Here is an 8,094-nt window from a genome sequence, read left to right on the forward strand (position 1 = left end):
CCTCAAAAGAAGTCGCGACAGGCGAACTTCCCAGCAACTCAGTAGCAATTTTCCTCTCGCTGCTTGCTATCTCGATCGGGGTCACCGAAAAGCCATTATTCATAGCTTCCCTCGAAAAGAAACCATAACCACACCCAACATCCAGCAAGGACAAGTGGCTATGCTCATTCAGCAACTCGAGAACCGTGTGCATTTTTCTCTTGGCATCGCGAGTGGAGCCCGCCACCGCAGCCTCCCGGTCCATCACTGACTGAAACGTCACCGATTCGGATACTGTCTCAGCACTCGGGTGATGACCTGATTTACTGTACCAATTGGCTAACCATGCCTGAGACGGTCGCGGATTAACGAAGGCGAGTCCACAATGAGCACATCTGTCAATACGATAGCCCTCGGCGTCTCGACCAGCGCACCGCTTGGTATTCCAATAATGAATTACCGAGGCGCAAGAAATGCACTTAGCGTGCAATTTTTCTGAGTCGCGTTTATCGTTCATCATTAGAAACCTAGTTATTCGATTACCCACGATGGCTTGTTGGTGCTTTGCAGAATCCATCGATAGGTTTCCGCCATTCGCCGCCCGACCTCCGTCCAAGAAAAATCCGTCTGCATCCAAGCCCGACCGCTCAGACCCATCTCGGTCAAATCTTCCTTTGACCGACCTAGAACGCTTTCTAAACAAGCGACTAAGGAATCACATCCCGGCTCGATCCACCAACCAGCATAACGATCGTCAAGACCGCTCCAAGGGGCACCATGTGTCACGATCGCCGGCGTGCCACTCGCAAGTGACTCAGCCACCGACATGCCAAAATTTTCGGTATGCGTTGGCAGCACAAAGAGCTCCGCATCCGCGTAAGCCCGCCACTTCGCATCACCATAGAGCGGACCACTAAACGTAACCCGCTCCACCGCCAAGCCCGTGGCGAGCCTTTTCATCCGCGGTAGATAACCGTCGTTATCCGGCCCCACAATGCGGAGACACCAATCGGGGTATCGCTGCATCACAGCACCCCAGGCACGCAACAGAATATCCACCCCTTTAATCGGATGGATGCGACCAAGAAACAACAGCGTACGATGATTGTGGTCCGCCTTAGCAAGCAATGGCCGAATATCGACGCCGTTCGGGATCACACAGACTGGTTGCCGAAAGCCAAAGCGACGAATATCCGCGCATTCTGATTTGGCGGTGATATGAAAACAGGTCGTCGCCGCTAACGAAGGGCGCTGAACGGTTGGCCAAAACAGGCGTTTTACTCTAGAACCATTGGCCATGGCCCACGCCGATAAAGTGCCACGGGGCGACACGACGTAGGGAATGTTCACCTGCTTCGCAACCTGCCCCGGATAGACGTTCGGCATCATCCAGAGACTATGGTTATGCATGATATCAAAGCTACCTTCCTGCGCCTCCCTCAAAAGCCATTCCCGCATCCGCGGGGACCGTCCAAGCCGTCGCGGCCCGAACCCTAACGGAAACGTCCGCAAATAAGAGCGTGGCACTGGCGCGGCTGTCCAGTCCAGTGCCGCAAGAGTGACATCCTGCCCCTGCTGTATCAACGACTCGCACAGTCGCGCCACCGAATACGATGGTCCGCTCGCCTCGTCGGCAATCACCGGAACGATTTGTACAATTCTTGGCGTCCGGGCGGTCATTCAAATCTGCTCATAAATTTGCGTACTCAACTCTCGCGCCCAGCTACGACTCATGCCGTCATCTCCGCCCGCCCGGCCGGCCGCCTGCAACCATTGCTGCACCGGCACACCAAACCCCGTCTTCTGGCGTTCAAGCAACCGTCTCGGCAAGGGCTTGATAAGTGCACCGGAAAGCAGACTCTTATTGCGAAAGGCCGGGAACTGGGCGAGGACTGGCGCGAGCGTGCCAAGCAGCGTGGCATCCACCAGCGGCGTGCGCAGTTCAACGCTATGCGCCATGCTGGCCCAGTCGCTGTCGCGCAGCAACTGGTTACGCAGATAGGTCATCGATTCGATCTGTCCCAAGGCGAGAAAGCGATCCTGCGGGATTATTCCCACCATCGAACGAACCCAATCGTTCACATCAAAGTCCCGCAACGCCTCCACTGACCCATCGACACCCATCAGCTCGGGAAGGTCTTGCGGACTGTAAAGCCCGCGACTCAGCCACCAGGCACCGGAGATACTCCGCAGCCAGTCCGCGGCATGTGACCACCGTCCATTGCCCGTGCGCCGCGCCTGAGTCTCAGCGAGACGCCTTGCCAAAAACATAGCCGCAGGCGCCCGCGACAGTGCACGCCAAACGGACACCAACCGCGGAAGTTTTCGAAAAATACTGTACCCCAGAAACAATTCGTCGCCCCCAACGCCCGACACCACCACCTTCAACCCCAACTCCGCGACTGCCTTGCTGGCATACCAGGCGTTGACACCATCGACGGTCGGCTGGTCCATGGCATCGAGAATTAGTGGCAGATCCTGAAAAAACTCATCCCGCGTCACGCGGCGTATATAATGCCGGATTCCATAGTGGGCCGCGATCCGAGCCGCAACCGGGGCCTCGTCCTCGTGCCGCCCTTTGAATTCATCATAGGCGATCGTGATACCTTGCAGCTCACGGGCGCCCACCTCGACCATCAACCCCGCCAGCGTGCCGGAGTCGATCCCGCCCGACAGGAATACCCCGACCGGCACATCCGCAACGAGATGCCGTGTAACCGACTCACGCAACGCGGTACGCACCCGCTCGCGGACCTCCGACACCCCAACCACAGTCGCTTGGCCGACCTGACGCCAGGCTTCTCCAATATCCTGCCAGCAGCGCGAGGCAACCACCTTGCAGCCCTGGATCCACAGGCAATGGCCGGCCGGCAGCACGCGGATATCCCGGAACCAAGTATTGGGTTCCGGTACGCTGCCGAGCATCCAGAAACCCGCCCGACCACGCCAATTCGGCTCCCGTGAAACCAGTCCAGTCGCCAACAGCGCCTTGACCTGGGACGCGAGCAGGACGCCATCAGGCACATTCGCCACATACAACGGCTTAATGCCGTAAGGGTCTCGCGCGGCGAAGGCGCGCCGCGCCAGACGGTCCCAGATCACGAAGGCGAACATGCCCTGCAACTTCGGCAGCATCGCCTCGCCTTCCATCGCGAACAAGACTAGGAGAACCTCGGTATCGGACGTCGTGCGGAATACGGCACCTCGGGCCTCTAAATTTCCCCGGAGCGTAAGGAAGTTGTAGATCTCCCCGTTGAACACGATCATATAGCGCCCGCAGGCCGAGCGCATCGGCTGACCCGCTCGTGGATCGAGATCAACAATCGCGAGGCGGCGATGTCCGAGCGCGACCCCCTGATCAAACCAGAACCCTTCCGCATCTGGCCCTCGCACTGCCATCCGTTCGCACATTCGGCGCACCGCATCGCGCGCCTCGTCCCCCGTTACATGAGCCCCATAAACCAATGCGGCGAACCCACACATTAATGAGCCGCGCCGAAATCGGCCCGACCCAACACTGGATGGGCCGAAGTCCAAACGTCGTCCCGGCGGCCCTCTGCCAGACACCGATAGGCCTGGAGATAGCAATCAGCCACCCGGTCGATATCGAAATGGTCATCGGCTCGCCGCCGCATGGCTGCGCCGGTCGACGCGCGCAGCACGGGGTCTTGGACCAGCCTCAGCAGGGCCGCCGCCAGAGCTGCCGCATCGCCCGGTTGGCACAGAAATGGTGCGCCCTCCTCACCGACCTGCATCGCCGCACCGCCGACCGCGGTTGCAACGATCGGCAGGCCTGCCGCCATCGCTTCCAGCAGGGAGTTCGAGTTGCCCTCAGCATATGACGGCAGCACGAAGATATCCATCTCCCTCAATCGTGCGGCGACACCCTCCACCTGGCCGGTAAAATGCACGCTCGACCTGAGTCCAAGACGATCCGATTGGGCTATCAGGGAGGGCAACTCTGGCCCGTCTCCCCACAGCAATAGGTCAACCGGACGGGTGCTGGCTGAACACAGGCATTTCCAGGCTGCCAAGAGGACATCAATCCCCTTTTGCGCGCACAGGCGGCCAACGAACACGACCCGACATGCCTCGCCCGCAGGCCGGCCATGGGGCACTGCCAACGAAGAAAAGCGGATACCGTTCGGTGTGCGCAGCACCCGCCGGGCCGGATAGTGAGCCTCGGCCAATTCGCGGATGCTCTCATGGGACATAGCCACGATCGCATCGGATGACAGCAGGATTTTCAGCGCTATTCGGCCAAAACGCCGGCGCCGTAAGCCCGGCAAACCAACATCGCCGACATTCGGTAGTTTCGTCAGTATCGGCTTCCCAAGCAGTCTCGCTAGGACGATGACATACAATCCCACCGGGCTATATTGATGCAAGTGAATCACATCGTAGTCAAATCGCCGTATCCATAGGACCCGGAGCACATCCCAGGGTGAGCGCAGGAAGCGCAGCCATCGCAATCGCGACCACGCTATCCGCGTCACCGGCACCCCTTCCACGCACCCTTCATCCGGCTGCCCCGGCACCACCCGGCCCGACACCACCCGCACCCCCACACCCTTCGCCAATAGCGCCTTAGACAATTCATGCGCCTGCTTTTCCAGTCCGCCCAACACTGGATAAGGGTATTGGGGGACGAACATCAAGACGCGCATCATCCGCCACGCCCCAGCATATCCACGGCACCCGCTCGGTGCTCAACCAACCTGAGCCAGAGCTCGAACCATAAAATCAGCCACAACCGGGTAGAATGATCCAGACCGGCCCGATGCTCTGCCAGACAAGTCCGTACCGGCCCGGCAAGAATCCAACCTGCGCCTACGGCAAGGCTGTCGCTCATCAGCACTTCCAGATATTCCCCCAAGGCGCCGCGAAACCATTGCGGCAACGGCATGCCAAAACCCATCTTGGGGCGATAAACCACCTCCGCCGGTACGTGTCGCGCCGCAATGCGCTTGAGCAACCACTTGCGTCGCCCCCAGTGCAATTTCGTCGAATCCGGAAGGCTCCAGGCTAGTTCAAGCACCCGCTGGTCGAGAAACGGTGCCCGAACCTCAAGTGAGGCCGCCATGCTGGCTACATCCACCTTGGTCAGATAGGCGTCGGGCAGTTGCACCTGAAAATCGTCGTAAAGCAACCGCTGCACCAGACTGACCTCGGGGCGATCGACTGTCTTCCCGACGCGTAGACCCGCAAGGTCCTCAGCCAAGGCCGGAAGCAAAGCCGGCCCGGCCAGGTCGCCAAGCCGCTCAAACCAACTTTGTCTATTGGTATAAGAAACCCCGGGAACCTGCAACGACAGGGCATTCACCGCCAACCAACGCCGGCCGACACCACCTAACCGACTGGCCACATTGGGAATAATCCGCTTGCGGACGATCCGCGGCATCCAACGACCGTATCGCGCGGCATACACCCCAGACTGCAATCGCCAATACCCGCCGAACGACTCATCGCCACCGTCGCCACTGAGACACACCTTGACCGACTGTCGCGCCAACCGCGCGACACCGTAGGACGGGAGCGAGGAACTATCGCCGAACGGTTGACCGTACTGGGTGACCAAATGTGGCAACCATTCGATGGCATCCTCAACATTTAGATCAAACGTTACATGTTCCAGACCAAGGTGCTTGGCGACCCGCCGCGCATAGGGCAACTCATTGTGCCGCGCCTCTCGAAAACCCAGCGAGAACGCGGGGATGCCCGGACAGTGACGTGCTGCCAGCGCGGCAATCAACGAGGAGTCTGCACCTCCACTCAAGAACACCCCGACCGGAACATCTGCATCCAGGCAACGGGCCACGCTGTCGTCAAGCGCAGCCTCAACCGTCTGTTCGCAGTCGTGTAGTGACCGTTTGAGCGGCCCGGAGCGCGGGAACTCCCAATAGCGTGTCAGCACGGGCAATTGACCGCACTCGATTTCCAAATAATGCGCGGGAGGAAGAACCTGCACGCCCTGCCAGACCGTGTGACTTGCCGGAATGAAGCTATGCACCAAATGGCAGACCACCCCGACAGGGTCTATAGTATTGAGCACCCCGCCCGGCCGCAGTGCCTCTAAGCTGGAGGCGAAGACTAATCCCTCCGAGGATGTTCGGTAAAACAGCGGCTTCTCCCCAGCCCGATCACGCGCCAAGAGTAAGCATCGTCGACTGGCATCCCAAATGGCCAGTGCGAACATACCGCGAAGACGACCAAACAAGGCATTACCCCAGACCCGGTATCCGTGTAGAATGACCTCAGTGTCCGATTGACTCTGAAACAACGCCCCACCCGACTCAAGTTCAGTCCGAAGCTCCCGCCAGTTATAGATTTCGCCGTTGAACACAAGATACATCAAGCCATCCAGAGATGCCATGGGGCAATGGCCCGCATCGCTTAGATCCCTGATACTGAGCCGACGATGGACCAGCCCAATGTGAGTCGTGCGATACAGGCCCTCGTCATCCGGACCACGATAGCGCAGTGCCTCTGCCATCCCCGCCAAAACCTTGGAGTCCGGGGTCACATCGCCATGGAGAAATTGACCCGCGATTCCGCACATCTAACGAGCCCTATCCGCAATCAGGCGACGATAAAGCGCCTCATGCGCCGCCGCCACGGGCTCAATTGCGTAGCGTCCCTCGACTACCCGGCGCCCACGGGAGCCCATTTGCGCACACAGGGACGCATCGCAACCCAATCGCACCAGAGCCTGCCCCAGAGCATCCATGTCGCCAACGTCAACCGCAAGCCCGGCCCGGGACTCCTCGACCAATTCTGAAACGCCAGACACGCGCGTGGCGGCCACCGGCAGACCGCAGGCCATGGCCTCCAACAAGGTATTCGACAAGCCCTCATTCGTTGAACTCAAGACATAGATATCACCAGCCCCCATCCACTGCGCGATATTCTCCTGTTGGCCGACAACACGGACGCGATCAGTCAGCGAACGATCCAGTATGATCGACTCGACTCGTATACGCATCGGCCCGTCGCCGACCAGGACGAGTATCCAATCACTAGACAGCAAATCCCGCGCAATCTCCCAGGCATGCAGCAGTCCGTGCGGATTCTTTTCCTCAGATAATCGGCCGATGGATATGATGATGTTCGCCTCACCGAGTCCCAGCAGCCGTTTCATCCGGCCCTTCGCCGCCGCATCCTGCGGCGAAAAGTTTGCGCAATCAATACCATTTCCAAGTGTATGCACACGCTCGCCAGGAATACCGAAGGCTGCCGCCTCGCCTGCTGTCTCGCGTGTCAGGGCAACCACGGCGCTAACATGTCTGAGCAAGAATCCGGTCATTACTGCGAACCGACCTTCGGCAGTCACCCTTTGCAATCCCTGACCGGCGCTACTGGCCAGTTTCAGGACGACCGGGCGCCCAAGCAGGATTCCAAGAGCGGACGCGAGAGCCGCGTGCAGTCCGTATTTGTGCACATGCCAGGCGTCGAAGCGACGGCCATTCCTCAGCAGGAACAGCGCCAAGCTAAAAAGTGATGTCAAACTATGCAATCCTGAGCGATAAAGACACCAGAGTCGCCGCACCTGCACACCGTCCAGCACTTCGGCTGTCGGCCAGTCATGCTGTCGACGTTCAGAAATTACAATCACCTCGTGTCCCAGTGAAACCAATGCTTCGGATAGCCGCTGCGCTGCTCTCTCATACCCTCCGACGATCGGATAATACTGAGGCGATATCATCAGGAGTCGCATCAACAGTTACTCATTTTTGAACAATTTAAAGCGCATCAAAAAAACCTAAGCACATAATAGGCTAAAAACAAGAATGACAATCCAATAACCCAATACATGAGAATCTGTTGGCGGACCCGCGCCCGCGTAAACGTCCAGCCAGCCATGGCAATCATTAGCATCACTGGCATACCCGACAGCCGCCAACGAGTTGAGTCTCCAACCGACCATGAGATCACCGCGCTTGATATTGAAAATAAGAAAACAACCCCCCAAGCCGAATGCAGTATCCGTATATCGTTGCAGAGTTGGACAAACTCACACTAGCTGACGGCGCATATATGCCACCATAAAAATTACCGCTATTACTTATGTCAATGGGATGAGTACCGGTATCATATAATAATAAATTGGACGGAATA

At 58.4% G+C, this 8,094-nt stretch carries 5 protein-coding genes and 1 pseudogene; all 6 read right to left on the minus strand.

The window, feature by feature from the left end; translation table 11 throughout:
* A pseudogene (locus QZY44_RS10835) lies at window positions 1-496 on the minus strand (hypothetical protein); the annotation flags it as partial.
* 14 nt (window positions 497-510) lie between these two features.
* Window positions 511-1,659 (minus strand): glycosyltransferase, encoded by a 1,149-nt coding sequence (locus tag QZY44_RS10840; protein WP_295446058.1) that lies wholly within the window; start codon window positions 1,657-1,659, stop codon window positions 511-513.
* Window positions 1,660-3,462 (minus strand): asparagine synthase (glutamine-hydrolyzing), encoded by a 1,803-nt coding sequence (asnB, locus tag QZY44_RS10845; protein ID WP_295446060.1) that lies wholly within the window; start codon window positions 3,460-3,462, stop codon window positions 1,660-1,662.
* Complete coding sequence (locus QZY44_RS10850) at window positions 3,462-4,649, minus strand: glycosyltransferase family 4 protein (RefSeq protein WP_295446062.1); 1,188 nt, start codon at window positions 4,647-4,649, stop codon at window positions 3,462-3,464. Before QZY44_RS10850 ends, asnB (QZY44_RS10845) begins: the two co-directional genes overlap by 1 nt.
* Window positions 4,646-6,538, minus strand: a complete 1,893-nt coding sequence (gene asnB / locus QZY44_RS10855; protein WP_295446064.1) for an asparagine synthase (glutamine-hydrolyzing) — start codon at window positions 6,536-6,538, stop codon at window positions 4,646-4,648. The genes QZY44_RS10850 and asnB (QZY44_RS10855) overlap by 4 nt, the downstream gene beginning before the upstream one ends.
* Entirely contained in the window at window positions 6,539-7,693 is a 1,155-nt protein-coding gene (locus tag QZY44_RS10860) for a glycosyltransferase family 4 protein (protein ID WP_295446066.1), read from the minus strand.
* Window positions 7,694-8,094: the final 401 nt, after the last annotated feature.

Source organism: uncultured Thiodictyon sp., assembly GCA_903837595.1.
Taxonomy (GTDB): Bacteria; Pseudomonadota; Gammaproteobacteria; order Chromatiales; family Chromatiaceae; genus Thiodictyon.